Source organism: Micromonospora sp. C97 (genome assembly GCF_018070385.1).
GTDB lineage: Bacteria > Actinomycetota > Actinomycetes > Mycobacteriales > Micromonosporaceae > Micromonospora > Micromonospora parva.
In genome coordinates this window covers 177,677-198,080 of sequence record NZ_JAGPXU010000004.1, presented here as the reverse complement: position 1 = coordinate 198,080, position 20,404 = coordinate 177,677, and the positions used below count along the sequence as shown (strand labels likewise).

The following is a 20,404-nucleotide window of genomic DNA, read 5'->3' as shown; positions in this document are numbered from 1 at the left end:
GCGGACACGACCTTCCTTTCCCATGTCGCCCCCGTCGGGAGATCGCGACGTGCACCCTATGCGTCCATGCCACGTCGTGCCTAGTGGCGGTTCGGGTCCTTCCTCAGCCGGATCAGTTCGGTGGTCGCGACTTCCGGGCACTCAACTCCTGGGCGAGCGCACCGTGCGCCGGCTTCGGCGCGAACTCCTCGTCGAAGACGCAGGCGGCGCCGTACCCGGGATAGTGCGAACCGATCCAGCTGCTGACGTCCGTGAAGCCCCACAACGTCACCGATTCGCAGGTGGCGACGGCGAGACAGGCCTTGAGCATGTGTTGGTAGAGCAGCGCCTGGTCCAGCAGTTTCTGGGTGGTGACCGGCAACGGAATCCGTACGTCCAGTTCGGTGATGGCCACCGAGACGCCCAACGCGGCGAAGCGGCGCAGGTTTCCCGTCGCGTCCTTCGGCGGCGCCCCCAACCGGATGTGGCTCTGGAAGCCGACCCCGTGCACCGGCGCGCCACCCGCGCGCAGCTCCTTGACCAGCCGCAGCAGACCGTCGGCCTTCCGGGTGCGACCCTCGGTGCCGTAGTCGTTGATGAACAGTCGGGCGTCCGGGTCCGCCTCGTGGGCCCAGCGGAACGCGTCGGCGATGTAGCGGGGGCCCAGCTTGCGCAGCCACAGCGAGTCTCGTAACGACCCGTCCTCGGCGAGCACCTCGTTGACCACGTCCCAGGCCCAGATCTTGCCCCGGTAGCGGCTGACGACTGTGGTGATGTGCTGCTTGAGCACGGCGCGCAGCTGCTCGGGCGACCAGCTCTCGGTCACCCACACCGGAGTGTTGCTGTGCCAGAGCAGGGTGTGACCGTAGACGGCCTGCCCGTTGGCCTTGGCGAAGTCGACAAACTGGTCACTGGCCGACCAGTCGTACACGCCGCGCTTCGGTTCCAGGATCGTCCACTTCATCGCGTTTTCGGACGTGACGGCGTTGAACTGACTCGACAGCGTCGCGCGGTACCGCGGGTCCGAAGCCAACATCTGCCCGCTGACGGCGGTTCCGATCCTGACGTTCGGCGGCATCAGGTCCCGCAGCGCCGGAGGACCCGGCGTTGCCGACGGCTGTGCGGTGGGGGCGGCGACCGACTCGACCGGGCCCACCCCGCGGTCCCAGCCAAAGTATGCTGCGCAGGCGACGAGGACCAGCACCACCACCGACAGCACCACCACACGAGCCCGGGGCAGCCGTGACATCGTGCGGTCGACCGATGTCGGCACCCGCGATGGCGACACCGGCCAGCCGTCGTCCGTTCGGACAACGGTGCCCGTCGCGGCACCGGCGCGGACCTCTTCGGTCATTAGCATCCCCAGACAGAAGTTGCGACGCAGCATGACGAGGCCCAACTGATGCGCCTGATCGATCCTACGACCCTCGACCATAAGGGTCCGCCCGCCTGTCGGCTGACCTCCTCGGCGCCGACGTTGCCGTGCAGGCCGACCGCAGCCAGCGTTCATCCCCGGTCGCGCCGCGACCCATAGAGACATCGGCGGTCTGACAGTGCAGCACGGTCATCCCATCAACGGCAGCGGCGCACGCCTGCGGGATCCGGGGGTCCCACCGCTCGGCGGCGCACCCGGTGACGCCGCCGCGCGCGGAGTCGCCGCGGTGCCCCCACCGAAGCCTCCGGTTCGTGGTGGTTCCACCATCGTGCGCAGCGGCGCGCTCTCGATGCTCGCCCTGGTGGCGGTGGGCGCGACCCGTCTGGTGCACGGCTCACTCACCAGTCACGCCACGGACCGCGCCACCTACGGGTTGGTCGGCATCATGCTGGCCGCGAGCATGGTGGCCAGCCTGCTGCTGCCCGGCGGCGTCTCCAGCGGCCTGTCCAAGTTCGTCGCCTTTCATCGTGGCGCCGGCGACCTGCCCGGGGCCTGGGCCGTACACCGGTTCCTCTCCCGGCTCGGCCTGACGGCCTGCCTGGTGCTCGGCGCCGCGACGGCGCTGGTGGTGCAAGGGATCTACCACCTCGGCGTGGTGGACACCCTGACGCTCGCGGTGTTGACAGCCACCTACTCGCTCTACACCGTGGACAAGGCGGCCATGTACGGCCACGGCCTCGTCCCCCAGTACGCCCGCATCGAACTGGCCACGTCCGCGCTGGCGGTGGTCACCACCGTCGTGGTGATCGCCACCGGTGAGACCGCCTACCTCCTGCCGCTCTGCCTCGGTTACGGCGTCTTCGTCGCACTGTGCCGGCACCAGCTGCGCGCGCACCGTCGGCGGGAGGGGGTGCCGGCCGGTGGCCGGTTCGACCGACGCGAGGTCGTCACGTTCGCCGTCCTGGGCAGCATCGGCACGCTGGCCAGCGCCGGTTTCCTCCAGACGACCCAGCTTCTCGGCGGTCACTTCGCGGACCCGTCCGAGGTGGCCTACCTGGTCGCGGCCGTCGCCCTGATCGCACCGCTGTGGTTCCTGCCCCGGGCGCTCGCGTTGGCGCTCTTCCCGGCCATGGCCGGGGCTCAGGGCGCCGGGGACACCACAGCGGTACGCCGACAGGTGGACGCGTCCACGCGTGCCCTGGCGGTGACGATGGCCCCGGTCTTCGTGGTGGGCCTGCTCGCCGCGCCCCTCGTGCTGGGCCTCTTCGGCGGCCAGGAGTACGCCGCCGGCGCCACCGTGCTGCGCGTCATGCTGTGCGCCGCCTTCCTCGGCATCCTTCAGGTGCCGTCGGTGAACGCGTTGGCCAGCGGCCCGCTGACCCAGGCCCGGGTGCCGGTGATCTCCGCCGTGGTGGGCTGCCTGATCGGGTTGGCCGTGGTGGTGGCCGCGGCCAGGTCGATGGGTGCCACCGGGGTCGGCATCGGCTACCTGGTGGGCACCGCCGTCACCGCGACCATTCCGGTCGTCGCGGTCTGGTGGCTGCACCGGCTCGCCTGGACGATGACCCTGGTCCGGAGCATCGCCCTGGTCGTGGTCGCCGCGCTGGTGACCCGCCTGGACGTCATGCAGACCTGGTCGTGGACCGCCGCCGGCGTGACCCTCGCCGGGTTCGTCGTGGCCGGGCTCGTGCTCAGTGGTGACATTCGCCGGCTGCTCGTCCTCGCCCGCAGCCACCGCCGCGGTTCCGCGTCCACCCCGGTCACCACTGCCGTCTGAGACCCGACAGAGCGTCTGAAGAAAGAGAAAAGCGTGAACGAGACGTCCGAGCAGTTGTCCCCACCCCTCGCCCAGCAGCGCACCCTGCGGATCCTGGCGGTCACGAACCTGTGGCCGGAGCAGGGCAGTTACCGGGGCATTTTCGTGCAGCGACAGGTGTCCGCGCTGCGCGCGCTGGGCCACCACGTCGATGTCGAGGTGGTCGCCCAGTCCCGCGGCAAACTGGACTACTTCACCGCCGCCAGCCGGATCCGTCGTCGGGCCCGGTCCGGCGCTTACGACATCGTCCACGTGCACTACGGGATGACGGCACCGGCGGCGCGGCTCGCCGGTCACCCGGCCCGCGTGCTGTCGCTCTACGGCAGTGACGTCAACGCACCCCGCCAACGTTTCATGACGAAGCTGGGCTGGGGTGGCACCCGGGCCCGGATCTACGTGTCCCGCCGGCTGGCCGAGACGGCCGGTGACGCCGCCGGCCACGTGGTGGCCAACGGGGTCGATTTCCAGCTGTTCCAGCCCGGTGACCGGTTCGCCGCCCGGCAGGCACTCGGCATCGCCCCCGACGCGCGGGTGGTGCTCTTCGGCGCCGACCCCGGCCGCGCGGTGAAGGGTTACGACGTCTTTCGTGACGCGCTGGCCGAGCTGCGGCGCCAGGACCCCTCGGTGCAGGAGCTGATCCTGTCCGCGCCGGGTCAGCCCGAGGCCGACCTGGTCCGCAAGTACGACGCGGCCGACGTCATGCTGTTCACGTCACGGCCGGGCAGTGAGGGCTCCCCCACGGTGGTCAAGGAAGCCACGGCGATGGGCCTGCCGGTCGTCACCGTCGATGTCGGAGACGTCGGGGAGGTGCTGGCCGACGTACGACCGGGAGCGGTCGTGCCGTTCCCGGCCGGTCCGTTGACCGGGGCGGCCCGCGACCACCTGGTGTCGGAGCTGGCCAACCGGGTCCGCGAGGTGCTGCACCACGGCGTACGGGCAAACGGGCGCGAGCGAAGCAGCTGGCTGGACGAGCGCCTGGTGGCGCAGCGGATCGCCGAGATCTACCGGTCGGTGCTCGGGTCGTGAGCACCACGCTCGTGACCGGGTCGCACGGTTGGGTCGGCACCCACCTGCGTCGCCTGGTCGCCGCCAACGGTGAGCGGGTGGTCGGGCTGGGTCGCCGGCCCCGGCAGCCTGGTCCAGGCGAGACCTACCACCAGCTGGACCTGCACGATCCGGCGGCGGTCCGCGCCCGGCTCCAGGCGGTACGCCCCGACGTCGTCTTCCACCTGGCCGCGACCCTCCCCCAGCGGGGGGCCAGCGGGGCGGACGTGGTGGCCGATGCCGTCAACACCACCTACAACCTGTGCCAGGAGCTGCGCCGGGTCGACACCCGGTCGGGCCGGCCGGCGCGTCTCGTCCTGGCGGGATCCTCCGCCCAGTACGGCGCGGTGCCGCCGGAACTGAACCCGATCACCGAGCAGACGTTGCCCCGACCGGTGGGCGCCTACGGTCACGCCAAGGCGGCCGCCGAGTCGCTGGCCCTCGCGCTCGGCGCCGACGGGCGGATCGCGGTGGTGGCCGCCCGTCCCTTCAACCATGTCGGCCCGGGCGAGGACGGTGCCACGGTGGCCGGCTCGCTGGCCCGACGGGTGGCTGACGTGGTGGCCGGGCGCGCCGACCGGGTCCAGGTCGCCGACCTCGACGCGGTGCGCGACTTCACCGACGTCAGAGATGTCGCGCGGGCGTACGTCGAGTTGGCGGAGCTGGGCAGGGCCGGTGAAATCTACAATGTCTGCTCGGGTTCCGGGGTGACCGTCCGGCGGGTCCTGGAGATCCTGCTGGACCTGGCCGGGCTGGACTGGTCCGTCGTTGACGTGGTCGCCGGGCACAGCGACCTTCGCTGTCAGGTCGGTTCGGCGGCCAAACTCGCCGCCGAGACACCCTGGAAGGCTGAGACGCCGTTGCGGGATAGCCTACGTGGCCTGCTGACGGAGTTGGCAACGCCGGCCGGAGCCGGCCAATGAATGACAAGGAGAGGCACGGGATGACGGCGTTATCAACCGATGGGGCTTGGGCGGGGCGCCGAGTTCTGGTCACCGGTGCCGGCGGGTTCATCGGCTCCCACCTGACCGAGCGACTGGTCAGGGCCGGGGCGGAGGTACGCGCCATGGTCCGGTACACCGGCCGGTCCGACCTCGGCATGCTCGCCGACGTCGACCCGGAGGTCCGCCGGTCGGTGGAGGTGGTGCACTCCGACATCACCGATCCTTTCGCGGTCCGCCGTGCCATCGCCGATTGCGACACGGTCTTCCACCTGGCCGCGCTGATCGCGATCCCGTACAGCTACGTGGCCCCGGCATCCTACGTGGCGACGAACGTGACCGGCACGCTGAACGTGCTGGAGGCGGCGCGTGACCTCGGGGTGCGCCGGTTGGTTCACACGTCCACGTCCGAGACGTACGGGACGGCCCGTTACACGCCGATCGACGAGGACCACCCGATTCAGCCCCAGTCGCCCTACTCGGCCTCGAAGATCGGCGCCGACGCGATGGCCGAGTCGTTCTACCGGTCGTTCGATCTGCCGGTGGCCGTGATCCGGCCGTTCAACACCTACGGTCCCCGGCAGAGCGCACGCGCGGTGATCCCCACCGTCGCCGCCCAGGTGGTGGCGGGGCGGGAGAAGATCGCCCTCGGCGACCTGCGGCCGGTGCGCGATCTGACGTACGTCACCGACACGGCGGCCGGGTTCATGGCCGTGGCGGCTGCCGACCAGTGCGTCGGGCAGGTCACCAACATCGGCAACGGCCGGGGCATCACGATCGGTGACCTGGCGCGCCTCATCGCGGAGGTGGCGGGGCGACCGGACATCGACATCGTCGAGGACAGCCAGCGGCTGCGGCCCCCGCAGAGCGAGGTGTTCGAACTGATCGCCGGCACCGAGCGTGCGCGGGAACGCTGTGGCTGGGAGCCCACGGTGTCGCTGCGTCAGGGCCTCACCGAGGTCGTCGACTACGTGCGGGCGAATCTGGGCCGGTTCGATGTGGACCGGTACGTGGTATGAGGGCGATCATTCTCGCTGGTGGGCGCGGCACCCGGCTGCGTCCCTTCACCACCAGCTTCCCGAAGCCGCTGATGCCGGTCGGTGACATCCCGATCCTGGAGATCCTGCTCCGCCAGCTCAAGGCACACGGCGTCACCGACGTGACACTGTTGACCGGTCACCTGGCGTACCTGCTGGAGGGGTACTTCGAGGATGGCCGCAAGCTGGGCCTGCACATCGACTACGTCCGCGAGGAGCAGCCCCTGGGTACGGCGGGGCCGTTGCGCCAACTGGCGGGCACCCTGGACGACGACTTCTTCGTGATGAACGGCGACCTGCTCACCGACCTGGACTTCACGGCCCTGATGGCGCATCACCGGGGCAGCGGAGCCCCGGTGACGATCAGCGTGTACACCCGGTCGGAGAAGATCGAGCTGGGCATCCTCAAGATTGACGAGTCCGGTGACGTGGTCGGCTACGACGAGAAGCCGACGCTGAACCTCGACGTCTCGATGGGCGCCTACGCCATGTCACCCAAGGCGCTCGAGAAGATTCCGGCCGGCGCGTACGACATGCCGCAACTCATCCTCGACCAGCTGAGCACCAACGGGCGGGTCTCCAGTTGGCGGCACCGCGGCTTCTGGCTGGACATTGGGCGGGTGGACGACTACAGCCTGGCCAACAAGATGTTCGCGGAGAACCCGACCGGGTTCCTGCCGCCCGACTAACGCCACCACGACGATTCGGCCCGGCCGCCCCCGAGGGGTGGCCGGGCCGAGTCGTTTGGTTCAGCGACCGAGCGCGGAAACCAACCACTTGCCGATCTCGCTGCTGGCGCGCACCGCCTTGATGACCAGCGCCAGGCCCGGCACCCGTGGACGGGTGTACCGGCTGATCAGCTGGAACCAGACGCTGAGCCCGGCGATCCGGCGGCGGCTGATGCTGCCCTCGTGCCGGTGGAACCGGACGACCGGATGGTCGAGGTGCGCCGGGTGGACGCCGCTGGCGAGCGCCCGCAGGACCAGCTCGACGTCGACCTTGATCGGTAGTTTCTCGTCGTAGCCGCCGAGGCGGACCAGCAGCTCGCGCTCGATGGACATGCCGGAGTGCTTGAACGGCAGCCGCGGACGGGTCAGGACCGACCAGAGCATGCGGCGTGCCGTCGGGTAGGACGGGAGGCTGATCGACCGAGCGGAGTTGCCCACCAGCTCTTCGTAGTCGGTGTAGATCCAGACGGCCCCGGTCCGGGTCAGGAACTCCTGGATGCGGGCCAGCCCGTCCTCAGTGAACTCGTCGTCGGAGTCGAGGACGGTGACGTAACGGCCACGAGCGACGCGCAGGGCCGTGTTACGGGCTGCGCTGATGCCCGACGGCTTCTGACGCACGAGTCGAATGCGCTGGTCGGCCAGGAGATCGGCGGCGGCCAGGCATTCCTGGGCCGGCACGGTGGAGCCGTCGTCGACCACGACGATCTCGAAGTCGTCGAAGGTGCCGCTGAGCACGCTGCGGATGGACGTCACGAGCAGTTCGGGACGGTCCCGTACCGCGATGCAGACCGAGATCGCCGGAGTTACCCGGCGCACCGGCTCGGTGAGCCCGACCGTCGGCGCGTCGACGGAGGGACGGACCGGCCCGGTGAGCCCGACCGTCGGCGCGTCGACGTGACGGCCGGGGGCGCCCGGCAGTGGCTGGAGTGCGCGAGGATCCCGGTCGGTCAACTGAGCGGCGCGCACCGCGAAAGGGCCCTCGCTCACCGCGAGCGTCGACCGCCGCTCGGGGCGAGGCTCGCGTCGACCGGTGCCCGGCCAACGGACGAGCCATCGGCTCTGCTTGTATCGCCCATGCCCACAACCCCCGTGATGGTCACTGCTGGTCGTCCCTTGGCGACGCTCCGGTAGGACCGTCACGCCGAAGGATGCCCGATCTGAACGCCGCGCGCGGCAGATGGATTCTAGCGACGCACTCATGATCGCACCACTACTGAATGTGGACGAGTAGTGACACAAACGCGTGTCGCGCTACCTCAGCGGAACCCCGCCGGGGGTCGCACCCGACGCGCCTGCGCCAGGATCTCGTCGGTGGCGAGGATGCGGGTGTCGTCCTCCCGGGCACCGGCGGGGCCAGTGGTATCGGCGGGCCCGCCGTCCTTCTGATCGATGGGGGCGGAGCGCCGTGCGGCCCACCAGGCCAGACCGACGACCGTCCAAAGAAGGGGCGGGAGCAGGGGATCCTCCATCGACGGCGAGAGGAAGCCAACGATGCAGGCGAATATGAGTGCGGCGATTCCCCACAGCACGTTGGGTGCCGGCCGGTGGCCCGTACGACGCAGTTGACGGGTCCGGGCCAGCAGTGGTTTGGCAATCATGAAGAGCCACACCAGGTACGCGCCGAACCCCAGAACGCCGACCTCCATGATCAGGTGCAGCCAGAAGGAGTCCACCTGAACCGCCTGGAAGCCGTAGCGGTTGAAGCCACCCGGGCCGAATTTCGGGTTCTTGTGCCAGTTCGGATTGTCCTTCTCGGCGACCACACCGCCGAACTGGCCGATACCGAAGCCGAGAAGGGGTTGACGCGGCAGGATTTTCCCTGCCTGCTGGAGGTAGAGCACCCGGATCTCGCGGACCGGCGCGGGCGAGTGGGTGGGCTGCGGCGTGGCCGCGCCCGGCGATCCGCCCGGACCGCCGGATCCGCTGGTCCCGGGCGACGTCGACGGCTTCGCCGAGGTCTTGGGGCCACCTGACGCGGTCGAGCCGCCGTCCGGCCGGGGGGTGGCCGTCGGGGAGGGCTTGGCCGTGGCCGCCGCCGGCGGAGCTGGCGGGGACGACTCGCTGCCCGCCGGGTGATTGAAGCTCGTGAACGCGTTGCCGATGCGGCGTTCCCATTCGGCCCGGTTGTCGGGCCGGGCGGCGATCTGGGCGACGGTGCAGAGGACCACCAGCAGGCAGACGGCGAGGATGCGTCGCGTGTTCGTGCGGGCCACCACCGCGATCACCACAGCGCCGATCAGGACGCCCAGCAGCGTTTCCCTGGACTGTGTCGCGGACATGGCGACGGTGGCGACGACGGCCACCGCCCACCAGCGCCGTCGGACGTCGGTGGCGGTCGCCAGCCAGGCGACGAAACCGAGCAGGGTCAGCCCCAGGACGTGGCCGAGGTGGTTCGGGTGGGACAGCAGCCCCTGCGCGCGGCTCTGCTCCGACCAGGTCAGGTCCACCCAGCCGAGTACGCGGTAGGCCGGCTCACCCACGACCATCTGGACGAGGGCGAGCAGAACGTTGACGCTCACCACCACGGCCACCACGATGAGCAGGCGACGGATCATCATCGAGTTCAGGTCGGCCGCGCGCAGCGCGTAGAAGACGATGACGCCACGGAAGTAGACGAACAGCGCCTCGCCCATCAGGGACATCGAGGAGTCGTTCACCAGACCGGCGAGCACCATCACCAGTCCCAGCACCACCAGGGCGAGGTCGGCGCCGGTAAGGAACCGGTGCCACAGCCGATCGACGGCGACCTTGACCACCGTCAGCCCGGCGAGCCCCAGGTAGAGGACGGTCTTCAGCTGCTTGGGCCACTGGGCCGAGCCGTCGAGGTTGGCGCGCGGATCCACGCTCGTCGGCCCGCTCAGCACCTGGGCCCAGGTTTCGAGCAGCACATGCACCAGCAGCGCGCCGACGACCACCACGATCGCGGTGGAGAGCAGCCCCGAGATGGGCCGGGCGGGCCGATCCGTCGGCGGGGCCATGCTCTGGATGGAACCGTTCATCACACGTCCCTACGGCGTCGGACCAGCATCACCACGAGCACGATGAGACCGACGAAGATCGCGCCGCCGGCACCGGCGAGCAACGCCATCAGCCAGACCGACTGGTCGCTCGGCTCGGACTCGTTCTGCTGCCGTTCCACGGCATTCTGCCGGTACGCCTTCGCCAGCAGGTTGCCGGGGGATGCCTGCGCGACCGCGTCGAACTGGGTGATCGCCGCCGAGTGCTGACCAGCGAAGTAGGCGTCCAGGGCCTTGCGATACAGCTTGTCGGAGTCACCGAGCTTGTTGGCGGTTCCGGCCTCGCCGATCAGCGCGTTCAGGCTCGACGACGGGACAATCACCCGATTTGCCCTGTCGGGGCGAGCCTGATCCTGGTCGATCATCCCCGCCACCCGGCCGCTCGCGTCCAGGGCGATACCGCCGTGGGACGTGGTTCCGAGATCCTGGTTGATGCGGGAGATCGACGCCGACCCCCGCCGCCCGGTGCCGGTGATACCGACGAGCTTCGACTTTGGGCCGTAGGTTGCGGTGCGGAAGTCGTCATCGGTGGTGGCGAAGCCGACAATCAGCAGGGAACTTCCGTCGGTGAGGGTCGCCGAGGGGTTGAGCTCCGCCACCGGCAGGCTCCCCCGGCCCAGCTTGATGAGCGCGATGTTGCCGGTGTCGGGAGGCAGCGCCCGGACGACCTGCGCCGGGATCGCCGGCTCCGTGGTGAGGTTGCCCTTGGCGGTGTTGAGCTGGCCGTGGATCTCGGTACCGGGCTCGGTGCCCGGATCGATGCCGGTGAACTTCGTCTTGCCCATGTTGGTCCGGATGTACTCCTGGACCTGCGCGGGGACCAGTGTCTGCTCGCGCACGAGCATCCGGGCCACCGTGTCGAGCGCGATCTGCCGGGCGGTTTCCTGGGTGGGCTTGACGCACGCGCTACTGGTGAGGGCGTGCCCGTCCGGGGTGACCACGAAGGCACTGCACCTGCGGGTGAAGGTGATGGGCGTGGCCCGTATCGGCGCGTTGGTACTGGCGTCGCGGACGTAGCCGGTGAAGACCGTTTCGACGAAGACGAGCGCGGGCGCGGCAACCGCCAACGCGCGCTCCTCGGGGCTGTACGGGGCGGCCTGCGCCCATGGCTTCAGTGGCGGGTCGACGGCGGCGGCAGTGGGGAACGCGGTGGCGCCAACTGTCGGCGGGATGTCGGGGTCGATCGGCTCGTCGGGGGCGAGCGCCCAGACCGCCACACCGCTGCCCACCGCCACCGCCAGCGCGAGCGCGGCCACCTTGACCCAGAGGCCGGTGCGCCGCTTCGGTGGGGCCGACGGCTGGATCCGTCGCACCGGCGCGGCGAACGGATCGTGCGGTGGCGGGGCGTCCACCGGTCCGACGGCGGGCGGCTGCGGCTCGTCGGTGGCGGGCTGCGCGGGCGCGGGGTTGGGGTTGGGCGCCACCGGCGGGCCGGCGTGCAGCGCCCAGGGCGCCGGCGGAGGGCCCGAGGTCAGCTGCGGCACACCCGACACCTGTTGCGGGACGCCGGACACCTGTTGCGGGACGCCGGACACCTGCTGCGGGATCCCGGAAACCTGCTGCGGCACACCAGACACCTGCTGAGGGATGCCCGACACCTGCTGCGGCACGCCGGAAACCTGCTGCGGGATGCCGGAGACCGGGGCGGCGGGAACGCCCTCGGTGGGCACCGGCTGGTAGTCCTGGCCGAGCGCCCGGAACAGTCGCTCCGCGCCCGGGCCTGCCTCCGCGGGGTACGCCACCCACGGCTCGGCCGCGGAGAAGTCGGCGTAGGCGAAGGTCTGACCGCCGGGCGCCTGCGCCAACCCGTTGGCGGTGCCGACGAAGGCCTCCCGCCAGCCCGGCGCGTCCGCGACAGCCGCGTTCAGCACGGCAATCGTCACCAACCGGCCCTGCCCGTCGATGGCTGCCCATGCCTTACCGGCCGGGCAGGTGCCCAGCATGTGGGTGAACCTGTACGGACCAACCGGTTGCATGCGCACTCCTCTGCTCAACCGCCGTGCGGATACTACAGAGAGCGCGCTCGTCCGCCGCCCTGGTGGTCGTCGGCCCGACAGCCGGTTGACGGGGCCCGCGAGGCGCACTTTCCCAGCCCGTCAAGGGGTTCCCCGGCCAGCCGGCAAGCGACGTGTGACGCCTGTTGCTTATTGAAAGTTTTCATGCATAGAGTCACCGTGTGAATGAAGGAGCTGTCGGGGCACCGGCCGAGCAGGTGCTCGACCTGCTCCAGGGGGTGCGGCTCACCCCCACCCAGCGCCGGATCGCGCACTGTCTGGTGCAGCACGCGCCCACCGTGGCCTACCTGTCCGCCGCCGAGGTGGCCGAGTTGGCCGGCGTCAGTCAGCCGTCGGTCACCCGGTTCGCCGTCGCGCTCGGCCACGACGGCTACCCGGCGCTGCGCCGCCGGCTGCGCGACCTCACCACCACCGCACCGGGCGGGTCGGCGGACGCCGGCAACGAGCTCCAGCAGGCGGTCCGCGCCGAGATGGACAACCTGGACCGACTGGCCGGTCAGCTCGCCGACCGGGACCGGATCGCCGAAACCGGGCGGTTGCTCGCCGCGAGTCGTCCGCTGCCGGTGCTCGGCCTGCGCGCCGCCGCACCGCTGGCCGCGTACTTCGCCTACTTCGCGGCCAAGGTGCACCCGGACGTGCGCGTCCTCGACGACGGGGGAAGCCTGCTCACCGACCGCCTGGAGCAGGCCGCCGAGGCCGGGGCGAGCGCCGTGCTCGCCTTCGTGCTGCCCCGCTACCCCCGGGAAACCCTGGACGCGTTGCGCGACGCCCGCGACGCCGGGTTGACAGTGGTGGCGATCACCGACTCACCGGTCAGCCCGGCCACCGAGCACGCCGACGTGGTGCTCGCCGCCGCGGTGGGCGCGCAGCTCGTCTTCGACCTGCACACCGCCCCGATGACCCTGGCCATGGTGCTGCTGCAGGCGATCTGCGATGCCGCGCCGGCCGACACCCAGCGCCGACTGGAGGCGTTCGAAGCCTCGGCGGCCCGCCGACAGTTGTTCCTCGGTTGACCGGAGGAGACCAGAGATGACCCAGCCCATTCGTGCCGCACGAGGCAGCCAGCTCACCACCCGCGGGTGGCAGCAGGAGGCCGCCCTGCGGATGTTGATGAACAACCTCGACCCCGAGGTGGCCGAGCGCCCCGACGACCTGGTGGTCTACGGCGGCACCGGCAAGGCGGCACGCGACTGGCCGTCGTACCACGCGTTGGTCCGCACCCTGACCGACCTGCGCGAGGACGAGACGATGCTGGTGCAGTCGGGCCGCCCGGTCGGGGTCATGCGCACCCACGAGTGGGCGCCCCGGGTGCTGCTGGCCAACTCGAACCTGGTCGGCGACTGGGCGACCTGGCCGGAGTTCCGCCGCCTCGAACAGCTCGGCCTGACCATGTACGGGCAGATGACTGCCGGTTCGTGGATCTACATCGGCACCCAGGGCATCCTTCAGGGCACCTACGAGACGTTCGCGGCGGTGGCCGCCAAGCGGTTCGCGGGCACTCTCGCCGGCACGCTGACGTTGACCGCCGGTTGCGGCGGAATGGGCGGCGCGCAGCCACTCGCGGTCACCATGAACGGCGGCGTCTGCCTGATCGTGGACGTGGACCGCACCCGGCTCGACCGCCGCGTGCACGACCGTTACCTGGACGAGGTGGCCGACTCGCTCGACGACGCGGTGCGGCGGGTGCTCGCCGCGAAGCGGGACCGGCGCGCGCTCTCCGTCGGTGTGGTCGGCAACGCGGCGGTGGTCTTCCCCGAACTCCTGGTGCGGGGCGTGGAGATCGACATCGTGACCGACCAGACCAGCGCGCACGACCCGCTGTCGTACCTGCCGGTGGGGGTGGAGCTGGCCGACGCCCGGGAGTACGCGGCGGCCAAGCCGGCCGAGTTCACCGAGCGGGCCCGGGCGTCGATGGCCCGGCACGTGGCGGCGATGGTCGGTTTCCTCGACGCCGGCGCCGAGGTGTTCGACTACGGCAACTCGATCCGGGGCGAGGCGCAACTCGCCGGCTATCAGCGCGCCTTCGACTTCCCGGGTTTCGTGCCCGCGTACATCCGGCCGTTGTTCTGTGAGGGTAGGGGTCCCTTCCGGTGGGCGGCGCTCTCCGGCGACCCGGCCGACATCGCGGCCACCGACCGGGCCGTCCTCGACCTGTTCCCGGAGAACGAGTCGCTGGCCCGCTGGATCAGGCTGGCCGGTGAGCGGGTCGCCTTCCAGGGCCTGCCGGCCCGGATCTGCTGGCTGGGCCAGGGCGAACGGGACCTGGCGGGCGTGCGGTTCAACGACATGGTCGCCTCCGGCGAACTCTCCGCCCCGGTGGTGATCGGCCGGGACCACCTGGACACCGGCAGCGTCGCCAGCCCCTACCGGGAGACCGAGGGGATGGCCGACGGTTCCGACGCCATCGCCGACTGGCCGCTGCTCAACGCCCTGGTCAACACGGCCAGTGGCGCGTCCTGGGTGTCCATTCACCACGGCGGTGGGGTGGGCATCGGCCGGTCCATCCACGCCGGGCAGGTGTGCGTGGCGGACGGCACCGCCCTGGCCGGTCAGAAGATCGAGCGGGTGCTCACCAACGACCCGGCGATGGGTGTCATCCGGCACGTCGACGCCGGCTACGAGAGCGCCCGCGAGGTCGCCGACCGCACCGGCGTCCGGGTGCCGATGACCGAGGGCGGACCGGCGTGAGCGACGACCTTTCGGCCCGGTTCCGGGCGCTGTGGGACGAGATCGCGCCGGTCGGGCGGGACGCCGACAGCGGCGGCTACCTGCGGTACGCGTTGACCGAGCCGGAGCGGGAGCTGCGCGCCTGGTTCCGCGCGCAGGCCGAGCGTCGTGCCATGCCGGTCAGCGAGGACGGCAACGGCAACCTCTTCGCCCACTGGGGTGACCCGGAGGCGTCGGACGCGGTGCTCACCGGCAGCCACTTCGACTCGGTGCCGCACGGCGGGGCGTACGACGGGCCGCTCGGCATCGTCAGCGCGTTCCTCGCCGTGGACGAGTTGCGCGCCGCCGGCGTCACCCCCGCCCGGCCGCTGGTGCTGGGTGCCTTTGTCGAGGAGGAGGGGGCGCGCTTCGGCGTACCGTGTCTGGGGTCGCGGCTGCTCACCGGCGCGCTGTCGGCCGAGCGCGCGGCCGGCCTGCGCGACGCGGCCGGGGTGAGCTTCGCCGAGGCGCTCGGCGACCGGCCGGCGGGCGCCCGGCCGGAGCTGCTGGGCCGGTTCGGCGCCTTCGTGGAGTTGCACGTCGAGCAGGGCCGCGCGTTGGTCGACACGGACGCGCCGGTCGCGGTGGCCAGCGCGATCTGGCCGCACGGCAGGTGGCGCTTCGACGTCGTCGGCGAGGGCAACCACGCGGGTACCACCCGGATGGCCGACCGGCGCGACCCGATGCTGACCTACGCGTTCACGGTGCTGGCCGCCAACAAGGAGGCCCGGCTGCGCGGCGCGCACGCCACGGTGGGCCGGGTCGCCGTCGAACCCAACGCCACCAACGCGATCCCGTCGAAGGTGACCGGCTGGTTGGACGCCCGGGCCGCCGACCCGCAGACGCTGACCGGGCTGATCGACGCGGTGCGCGGCAAGCTCGCCGAGCGGGCCCGCCGCGACGGTACGGAGGTGACCGTCACCGAGGAGTCGGCCACTCCACTGGTCGCCTTCGACGGTGGGCTGGCCAAGCGGCTGGCCACGCTGCTCGACGCTCCGGTGCTGCCCACCGGGGCGGGGCACGACGCCGGGGTGCTCGCCGGGCACCTGCCCACCGCGATGCTCTTCGTGCGCAACCCGACCGGGATTTCGCACTCCCCCGCCGAGGCCGCGACGGACGATGACTGTGCGGCCGGGGTACGGGCGCTGGCCCGGGTGCTGGAGGAGCTGACATGCGCGTGAACGAGCTGGCGAGTTGGTCGCCGGGGGCCTCGGATCTCCGGCGAGCGCGGGTGCGTGGTCTGCGGCGCGGCGCTGGTCGGCACCTCTTGCCGTCGTGCTTTGGAGCTGATGTCGCAAACGAATCAGCCCTCGCGCCCCACACGCTGACACCACCCGAACCGTCGACAGCGCCCCGGCCGCGGATGTCACCCGAGCCGTCGACATCATCCCGGCCGCTGATGTCGCAGACGATTCAGCTCCAAAGGGAGCGAGGAGCATGACCACCGCCCGCTGGCTCGCCCAGTACGCCTGGCTGCCCGAGCACGCCGAACCCACACCCGACGTGCTCATCGAGGTCGAAGCCGGCCGGATCGCGGCGGTGACGCCACTGACCCCCAGCAGCAGGCCACCGGCCGGGGTCGAGGTGTACCCCGACGCGGTACCGCTGCCCGGCCTGACAGTGCCCGGTCTCGCCAACGCGCACTCGCACGCCTTCCACCGGGCGCTGCGTGGGCGCACCCACGGCGGCCGGGGTGACTTCTGGACCTGGCGGGACCAGATGTACGCCATCGCGGACCGGCTGGATCCGGACACCTACCTCGCCCTGGCCCGCGCTGTCTACGCGGAGATGGCGCTCGCCGGGGTCACCTGTGTGGGCGAGTTCCACTACCTGCACCACCGGCCCGGCGGCGGCGCGTACGACGACCCGAACGAGATGGGCGCGGCGCTGGTCGAGGCCGCCGCGCACGCCGGGATCCGGCTCACCCTGCTGGACACCGCCTACCTCACCTCCACGGTGGACGGCCAGGCGCTGGCCGGGCCGCAGCGCCGCTTCGGCGACGGGGACGCGGCCCGCTGGGCACAACGGGCCGCGGCGTTCCAGCCGACCGACCCGCACGTCCGGGTCGGCGCGGCTGTGCACTCGGTGCGGGCGGTCCCGGCCGACCAGCTCCGCACTGTCGCCGAGTGGGCCGGGGAGCGGCAGGCACCGCTGCACGTGCACCTCTCCGAGCAGCCGGCCGAGAACGACGAGTGCCGGGCGGTGCACGGGCGCTCGCCGACCGCGCTGCTCGCCGAGCACGGCGTGCTCGGGCCGAACACCACAGCCGTCCACGCCACCCACCCGACCAGCGCGGACCTCGCCCTGCTCGCCGACAGCCGGACCGGCGTGTGCCTCTGCCCGACCACCGAGCGGGATCTCGCCGACGGGATCGGCCCGGCCCGGCTGATGGCCGAGGCGGGCATCCGGCTCAGCCTGGGCAGCGACAGTCACGCGGTGATCGACCTGTTCGAGGAGGCCCGGGCGGTGGAGCTGGACGAGCGGCTGCGTACCCGCCGGCGCGGCCACTTCGCACCGCTCGACCTGCTGACGGCGGCCACCGCCGCCGGGCACACCGCGCTGGGCTGGGCCGACGCCGGGAGGATCGCCGTGGGTGCCCGCGCCGACCTGGTGACGGTACGCCTGGACAGCGCCCGCACCGCCGGGGTGCCGCCGGTGGGCGTGTTCTTCGCGGCCGGTGCGGCGGACGTCGAGCAGGTCATGGTGGACGGCCGGGTGGTGGTGGCCGAGGGCCGGCACCTGAGCGTCGACGTGCCGGCCGAGCTGGCGGCGGCAATCGAGGCGGTGAACCCCACATGAGCAGCCTGCTGGTCGACAACATCGGGGAGCTGGTCACCAACGGTGCCGGCGAGGGCCCGCTCGGCATCCGCCGCGACGCCGCCGTGCTGGTCGAGGAGGGCCGGGTGGCCTGGGTCGGGCCGTCCGCGTACGCGCCGGCCGCCGACCATCACATCGACGCCGGCGGGGCCGCCGTGCTGCCCGGCTTCGTGGACAGCCACGCCCACCTGGTCTTCGCCGGGGACCGGGCCGCCGAGTTCGCCGCCCGGATGGCCGGTCAGCCCTACACCGGCGGCGGCATTCGGACCACTGTCGGCGCGACCCGGGCCGCGACCGACGAGGAACTGCGGGCCACCGTGCGCCGGCTGCGCGGGGAGGCGCTGCGCCAGGGCACCACGACCATGGAGATCAAGAGTGGGTACGGCCTGACCGTCGCCGACGAGGCCCGCTCGCTGCGGATCGCCGCCGAAAGCAGCACCGAGACCACCTTCCTGGGCGCGCACGTCGTGCCCGCCGAGTACGCCGACCGCCCCGACGACTACGTCGGGCTGGTCTGCGGCCCGATGTTGGCCGCCGCCGCGCCGTACGCGAAGTGGGTCGACGTGTTCTGCGAGCGGGGCGCCTTCGACGTGGACCATGCCCGCGCCATCCTGGCCTGCGGTCAGGCCGTCGGTCTGGGCGTCCGGATCCACGCCAACCAGCTCGGCCCCGGCCCCGGCGTTCAGCTCGGCGTGGAGCTGGGCGCGGCGAGCGTCGACCACTGCACCTACCTGTCCGACGCCGACATCGACGCGCTCGCGTCGAACCGGATCGACTGCATGTGCCATGAAGGCCTGCACACCACCACGGTCGCCACGCTGCTGCCCGGTGCGGAGTTCTCCACCCGCTCGCCGTACCCGGACGCCCGCCGGCTGCTCGACGCCGGTGTCACAGTGGCGCTGGCGACGGACTGCAACCCCGGCTCGTCGTACACCTCGTCGATGCCCTTCTGCGTGGCCCTCGCGGTCCGCGAGATGCGGATGACCCCGGCGGAGGCGGTCTGGGCCGCCACCGCCGGTGGCGCGCGGGCGCTGCGCCGCGACGACATCGGTGTCCTCACCCCCGGCGCGCGGGCCGACCTCGTCGTCCTCGACGCGCCGTCCTACCTGCACCTGGCCTACCGGCCCGGTGTCCCCCTGATCCGCCAGGTAATACGCAACGGAGTTCCGCAATGACGAACGTGACCATCCAGCCCACCGGGATCACCGCCGACGACGTTCTCGCGGTGGCCCGCGGCACCGCCACGGTCGTCCTCGCCCCCGCCACCATCGAGGCGATGGCGACCAGCCGGGCCATCGTGGACGGCATCGAGTCGTCGGGTCGCCCCGTCTACGGGGTCTCGACCGGGTTCGGGGCGTTGGCCAACACCTTCATCGCCCCGGAGCGACGGGCCGAGCTGCAACACGCGCTGATCCGCTCGCACGCCGCCGGGGTGGGCGCTCCGATGCCGCGCGAGGTGGTCCGGGCCATGATGCTGCTACGGGTCCGGTCGCTCGCCCTGGGCCGCTCCGGGGTCCGGCCGCTGGTCGCCGAGGCCCTGGTCGACCTGCTCAACCACGACATCACCCCGTGGGTGCCGGAGCACGGCTCGCTGGGCGCCTCCGGCGACCTGGCGCCGCTGGCGCACTGCGCGCTGGTGCTGCTCGGCGAGGGCTGGGTCCTCGGCCCGGCCGGTGAGCGGCAGGACGCGGCCGACGCGTTGACCGCCGCCGGGCTCAAGCCGATCGAGCTGGCCGCCAAGGAAGGGCTGGCGCTGATCAACGGCACCGACGGCATGCTCGGCATGCTGTTGCTGGCCATCCACGACGCGGCGCACCTGTTCGCCATGGCCGACGTGACGGCCGCGCTGGCCATCGAGGCGATGCTCGGCTCGGAGCGACCGTTCCTGCCCGAGCTGCACGCGATCCGGCCCCACCCCGGTCAGGCGGCGTCGGCGGCGAACATCCACCGGCTGTTGCAGGACTCCCGGGTGATGGACTCACACCGCGACGACCTGGCGCACGCCGTGCAGGACGCGTACTCGATGCGGTGCGCGCCGCAGGTGGCCGGCGCGGCCCGCGACACCCTGGACTTCGTCCGCACCGTCGCCGCCCGGGAGCTGGTGTCCGTTGTGGACAACCCGGTGGTGCTGCCGGACGGCCGGGTCGAGTCGACCGGGAACTTCCACGGCGCGCCGCTCGGCTTCGCCGCGGACTTCCTCGCCATCGCCGCCGCCGAGGTGGGCGCGATCGCCGAACGGCGGGTGGACCGGCTGCTCGACGTCACCCGCTCCCGGGAGCTGCCGGCGTTCCTCTCCCCCGACGCCGGGGTCAACTCCGGGCTGATGATCGCCCAGTACACGGCGGCCGGGATCGTCGCCGAGAACCGTCGGCTCGCCGCCCCCGCCTCGGTGGACTCGCTGCCCACCAGCGGAATGCAGGAGGACCACGTCTCGATGGGCTGGGCGGCGACCAAGAAGCTGCGGACCGTCCTGGACAACCTGACCAGCCTGCTCGCCGTGGAGCTGCTGGCCGGCGTACGCGGCCTTCAACTGCGGGCCCCGCTGGAGCCGTCACCGGCCGGTAAGGCCGCCGTGGAGGCGCTCACCGACGTGATCGGCGAGCCCGGGCCCGACGTGTTCCTCGCTCCCCTGGTGGAGACGGCCCGTGCGGTGGTGAGCGGTCCGAACCTGCGAGCCGCCATCGAATCGGAAATCGGCACGCTCAGCTGACGCGGAAAAGACGCGCCCACCGTCCGGAAGGTTGAGCCGTTCAGGTGGATTTCGCTGGTCCAGGCCCTTGCTAGGCTTCCCGCCCGGCGGGGGTATCCGGAGCCTCCCGCCCGACGGGGGCGTCCGGAACGGTTCCGAAGGTGAGCAGGCGTGAACGACGTCACTGAAGAGTTGCATCTCGGCGATCGCTATTCCGGAATACCAGCACAGAGGTCTGCG

Annotated in this window: 15 protein-coding genes; 11 read left to right on the top strand and 4 right to left on the bottom strand. The window is 71.6% G+C overall.

The features are described 5' to 3' along the window. Positions 1-112: 112 nt before the first annotated feature. Entirely contained in the window at positions 113-1,333 is a 1,221-nt protein-coding gene (locus KBX26_RS08975; protein WP_245233612.1) for an endo-1,4-beta-xylanase, read from the bottom strand. Between the two features lie 199 nt (positions 1,334-1,532). Here KBX26_RS08975 and KBX26_RS08970 point away from each other — a divergent pair, with 199 nt between their 5' ends. The 5 genes from KBX26_RS08970 to KBX26_RS08950 are packed head-to-tail and all read left to right on the top strand — an operon-like array spanning position 1,533 to position 6,881. Further along, complete coding sequence (locus KBX26_RS08970) at positions 1,533-3,131, top strand: lipopolysaccharide biosynthesis protein (RefSeq protein ID WP_210865145.1); 1,599 nt, start codon at positions 1,533-1,535, stop codon at positions 3,129-3,131. Positions 3,132-3,164: 33 nt separating this feature from the next. Then, positions 3,165-4,196 carry a glycosyltransferase gene (locus KBX26_RS08965; protein ID WP_030331241.1) on the top strand — a complete coding sequence of 344 codons (1,032 nt, stop codon included), beginning with the start codon at positions 3,165-3,167 and terminating at the stop codon, positions 4,194-4,196. After that, positions 4,193-5,137 carry an NAD-dependent epimerase/dehydratase family protein gene (locus KBX26_RS08960; RefSeq protein WP_210865144.1) on the top strand — a complete coding sequence of 315 codons (945 nt, stop codon included), beginning with the start codon at positions 4,193-4,195 and terminating at the stop codon, positions 5,135-5,137. Before KBX26_RS08965 ends, KBX26_RS08960 begins: the two co-directional genes overlap by 4 nt. 20 nt (positions 5,138-5,157) lie before the next feature. Then, the gene (locus tag KBX26_RS08955) at positions 5,158-6,174 is read left to right on the top strand and encodes a GDP-mannose 4,6-dehydratase (RefSeq protein ID WP_210865143.1); all 1,017 of its coding nucleotides are present in this window, start codon (positions 5,158-5,160) and stop codon (positions 6,172-6,174) included. Continuing rightward, entirely contained in the window at positions 6,171-6,881 is a 711-nt protein-coding gene (locus KBX26_RS08950; protein ID WP_030331248.1) for a nucleotidyltransferase family protein, read from the top strand. Before KBX26_RS08955 ends, KBX26_RS08950 begins: the two co-directional genes overlap by 4 nt. A gap of 60 nt (positions 6,882-6,941) precedes the next feature. Here the strand turns inward: KBX26_RS08950 and KBX26_RS08945 are convergent, their stop codons facing one another. The 3 genes from KBX26_RS08945 to KBX26_RS08935 form a co-directional block, all read right to left on the bottom strand. Further along, on the bottom strand, positions 6,942-7,907 hold the full coding sequence (locus KBX26_RS08945; RefSeq protein WP_081883808.1) for a glycosyltransferase: 966 nt from the start codon (positions 7,905-7,907) through the stop codon (positions 6,942-6,944). A 269-nt stretch (positions 7,908-8,176) separates the two neighbouring features. Then, positions 8,177-9,919, bottom strand: a complete 1,743-nt coding sequence (locus KBX26_RS08940; RefSeq protein ID WP_210865142.1) for an O-antigen ligase — start codon at positions 9,917-9,919, stop codon at positions 8,177-8,179. After that, on the bottom strand, positions 9,919-11,913 hold the full coding sequence (locus KBX26_RS08935; RefSeq protein ID WP_210865141.1) for a trypsin-like peptidase domain-containing protein: 1,995 nt from the start codon (positions 11,911-11,913) through the stop codon (positions 9,919-9,921). Before KBX26_RS08935 ends, KBX26_RS08940 begins: the two co-directional genes overlap by 1 nt. Before the next feature lie 200 nt (positions 11,914-12,113). Here KBX26_RS08935 and KBX26_RS08930 point away from each other — a divergent pair, with 200 nt between their 5' ends. From KBX26_RS08930 to hutH, 6 genes are all read left to right on the top strand, one after another. Then, on the top strand, positions 12,114-12,965 hold the full coding sequence (locus KBX26_RS08930; RefSeq protein ID WP_030331255.1) for a MurR/RpiR family transcriptional regulator: 852 nt from the start codon (positions 12,114-12,116) through the stop codon (positions 12,963-12,965). Positions 12,966-12,981: 16 nt separating this feature from the next. Next, positions 12,982-14,640: a urocanate hydratase gene (gene hutU / locus KBX26_RS08925; protein WP_030331256.1), complete on the top strand. Its 1,659-nt coding sequence runs from the start codon at positions 12,982-12,984 to the stop codon at positions 14,638-14,640. Continuing rightward, positions 14,637-15,839, top strand: coding sequence for an allantoate amidohydrolase (locus KBX26_RS08920; RefSeq protein WP_210865140.1), 1,203 nt, complete (start codon positions 14,637-14,639; stop codon positions 15,837-15,839). The genes hutU and KBX26_RS08920 overlap by 4 nt, the downstream gene beginning before the upstream one ends. A gap of 256 nt (positions 15,840-16,095) precedes the next feature. Continuing rightward, positions 16,096-17,457: a formimidoylglutamate deiminase gene (locus tag KBX26_RS08915; RefSeq protein WP_210865139.1), complete on the top strand. Its 1,362-nt coding sequence runs from the start codon at positions 16,096-16,098 to the stop codon at positions 17,455-17,457. Continuing rightward, the gene (hutI, locus tag KBX26_RS08910) at positions 17,454-18,650 is read left to right on the top strand and encodes an imidazolonepropionase (RefSeq protein WP_210865138.1); all 1,197 of its coding nucleotides are present in this window, start codon (positions 17,454-17,456) and stop codon (positions 18,648-18,650) included. The genes KBX26_RS08915 and hutI overlap by 4 nt, the downstream gene beginning before the upstream one ends. Continuing rightward, complete coding sequence (hutH, locus tag KBX26_RS08905; RefSeq protein ID WP_210865137.1) at positions 18,647-20,185, top strand: histidine ammonia-lyase; 1,539 nt, start codon at positions 18,647-18,649, stop codon at positions 20,183-20,185. The genes hutI and hutH overlap by 4 nt, the downstream gene beginning before the upstream one ends. The last annotated feature ends 219 nt before the right edge of the window (positions 20,186-20,404 follow it).

Bases quoted from the DNA above. Each gene is read 5' to 3' on its own strand.
- KBX26_RS08975 (WP_245233612.1), bottom strand. From the start codon at position 1,333: ATGACCGAAGAGGTCCGCGCCGGTGCCGCGACGGGCACCGTTGTCCGA.
- KBX26_RS08955 (WP_210865143.1), top strand. From the start codon at position 5,158: ATGACGGCGTTATCAACCGATGGGGCTTGGGCGGGGCGCCGAGTTCTG.
- KBX26_RS08950 (WP_030331248.1), top strand. From the start codon at position 6,171: ATGAGGGCGATCATTCTCGCTGGTGGGCGCGGCACCCGGCTGCGTCCC.
- KBX26_RS08940 (WP_210865142.1), bottom strand. From the start codon at position 9,919: ATGAACGGTTCCATCCAGAGCATGGCCCCGCCGACGGATCGGCCCGCC.
- KBX26_RS08935 (WP_210865141.1), bottom strand. From the start codon at position 11,913: ATGCAACCGGTTGGTCCGTACAGGTTCACCCACATGCTGGGCACCTGC.
- hutU (WP_030331256.1), top strand. From the start codon at position 12,982: ATGACCCAGCCCATTCGTGCCGCACGAGGCAGCCAGCTCACCACCCGC.
- KBX26_RS08915 (WP_210865139.1), top strand. From the start codon at position 16,096: ATGACCACCGCCCGCTGGCTCGCCCAGTACGCCTGGCTGCCCGAGCAC.
- hutI (WP_210865138.1), top strand. From the start codon at position 17,454: ATGAGCAGCCTGCTGGTCGACAACATCGGGGAGCTGGTCACCAACGGT.
- hutH (WP_210865137.1), top strand. From the start codon at position 18,647: ATGACGAACGTGACCATCCAGCCCACCGGGATCACCGCCGACGACGTT.